2 protein-coding genes are annotated in these 2,599 nt (G+C 39.2%); both read right to left on the minus strand.

Features of this window, described 5'->3' with window-relative positions:
- Nucleotides 1-22: 22 nt before the first annotated feature.
- On the minus strand, nucleotides 23-1,003 hold the full coding sequence (locus tag MOB01S_RS11920) for an LpxL/LpxP family acyltransferase (protein WP_066805814.1): 981 nt from the start codon (nucleotides 1,001-1,003) through the stop codon (nucleotides 23-25).
- A gap of 77 nt (nucleotides 1,004-1,080) precedes the next feature.
- The gene (locus tag MOB01S_RS11925) at nucleotides 1,081-2,550 is read right to left on the minus strand and encodes a surface lipoprotein assembly modifier (RefSeq protein ID WP_066805817.1); all 1,470 of its coding nucleotides are present in this window, start codon (nucleotides 2,548-2,550) and stop codon (nucleotides 1,081-1,083) included.
- Nucleotides 2,551-2,599 lie beyond the last annotated feature (49 nt).

Below are 2,599 nucleotides of genomic sequence, written 5' to 3' on the forward strand. Positions count from 1 at the left end.
AACTATATATCAAAGAACATCATTACGCATAAAAATCACGACCGTCTGGCTGTGTTTTAAATCTCCGATGAAACCACATCCATTGACTGATGTCTTTTTTGATGCTTTGTTCCATCAAATCATTGATATGCTGTGCGTCCGCCACTTCATCATCGCTAGGATAGTTATCAAGCACAGCAGATAGACTGATATGATAATGTGGCAATCTACCTTTGGCAATAAAATCGGGTGTTTGGCGTATCATATCAAACACGATAAATACAGGCGGATTTTTTTTATTCATACTGGCAAATCGTCTTTGGGCAGTGATGGTTGCAGAAGGCACACCAAAAAAAGTTGCCATCACACCATGTTCCAAACCAAAATCTTGGTCAGGACTATACCAAATAACCTTGCCATCTTTAATTCTTTGAATTAATTTTTTCATATCACGACTGTTGATTTGTTCATCAAAAATGTGACGGCGACCATTATAAATAAACCATTCAAGTAATGGGTTATTTTGTTTGCGATACATACAATCAGCAGGAAAAAACTGCGTACATAGCCGACCACCCAAATCCAATGTCGTAAAATGCCCACCCAACAATATCACTGCTTTATTTTCTTTTTGGGCAGTAATTAAATGTTGTAAACCGCTAATGCTAAATGTACGTTTAAAAACATTGGGACGAAACCAAGCGTTAAGCGTTTCAAAAACACCGATACCTTGATTGATAAAAATCTGTTTAACAATTTGCAGTTTTTCTGCTTCGGATTTGTTGGGAAAAGCAAGTGTTAAATTGGTTAATGTGTCTTTGACTCGTCTTTTGATGAGTAAAAAAGCCAATTGTCCAATTTTTTTGCCTATAATAAACTGAATGCGTAATGGCAAAAAAATCAGTGGCAAAAAAATCACCAAAAATACCCAAATACCCCAATATTTGGGTTTTAAAAATTGCCATTGCCAAGGAGCTTTGTCTGCCTTACTGGTTTGTTTGTGGGTGGCAGTCAAATCAGGCATTTTTGTTACATCGATTTGTGGAGCATTATTATCATGGTGTGTATGACAACCACCGCCACAACAGGTATGATTATTTTTCAAAATTGTTTACTCATTTCTATAAAGACTTTGTTTTTGTCATATTCATACAGGGGTAGATTACTATCCACTTTTTGATATTGCCAAGTAACACGTGGCGTAATACCCGCATAATGAATTTTTTTATTCCAAAGCGAAACGCTCGCTTCGTACTCATCATTATGCTGAATTTTACCAAAAAAACCTGCCGAACGGTAATTTTTTTCGGCAACGCCTGCACTTAGTCGCGTACTAAACCCATATCCTAGCTCCTGCCCTACACCAATCCGCAAACCACGTCTGATAAAAGAGTCATCACCATCTTGGGTGTCGGTGCGGTTGAAATTGAGCCCTGCAAAATAATAACGTTGAGCATTAGACAGATACAACAAATTACCACCCCCGCTTCTAGATAGACCATTTAGATGAATGCGAGTAGTATAATCTTGTTCGGCAACTTCACCATATAGACTAGATTGCCATTTTGGGGTAATCCAATAACTCCATTCTGCCGTAACACCTTTGGCTTGGGAAAAGTATTTCAACTCATCATCGGCAGAATCCCCTGCATAATAAGTTTTTTCCACAAATGGTAGCAGGGCAAACGTATGGCGAGCGTCTTCATGCCCCATACCAGCAGACACTCGTACACTTAGTTCATTATAGGATTTGTTATCGGTATAAAATTTGCCATAGGTATTTAGGCGAGATTGCCCAAAAAACCCATCAGACAATCGCCATTTTTTATCCATGTCAAAATTATAACCAATACCATGAGCGGACTGTGGCTTTGGTGCTGTCCAACCACCGCCCAAATCGCTATTTTTGGGGGCGTTATTGATGTTTTTATCTGATAAATAATTGGCACCGCCACCGATAGAAAGGCGATTTTGGCGTTTGATGGCGGTCAGATACTCTTGGATAACTTGGATAAGTGGGTCTGGTATGTCTTTTTCACTCAACAGTTTGGTAAACTGATCTTCGGACGCTATGTATTCTTTGTTGGCAAACAATGCAATCGCCAAACGCAATCTTAATAATCCTGCTTCACCATTTTCAGACAAAGCAATGCGATAATGACGTACAGCTCTTTTGGCATCGCCTTGTTTTTCAGCAATCATACCCCTTGCCCATTCTAACAATAAAGTTTCTTGGAGGTTTTTTGGTACTTTTTCATAATAGGGCAATAAAAACTCAACATTATCAAAATTATTTTGTAACACTGCCATCGCAATCGCTCGTATCACCAAATCAGGGTGATTGCCCAGCTCTTCTGCCGTCATAGAGATACTCTCCCCTTCGCTTGGGGCGATTGTGGGTACGATGGGGCTAGGTAGCTTGGTTGGCGTTATGGTGTCAAGCTGTTTTTGGATTACCGATTCTTGGATACGGCGGTCGTCCTGTTTGCCTTGATAAATCGTATCATTGGCAAATACAGATGAACCAACCAATACACCCATCATTAGGGTAAATAAGGGGAGATTTTTCATACTTTTTACCTATCAAGTTAAATGCCCATACATCTTTATTAAAATTAAA

Source organism: Moraxella oblonga NBRC 102422 (genome assembly GCF_001598275.1).
GTDB classification, from domain to species: domain Bacteria; phylum Pseudomonadota; class Gammaproteobacteria; order Pseudomonadales; family Moraxellaceae; genus Moraxella; species Moraxella oblonga.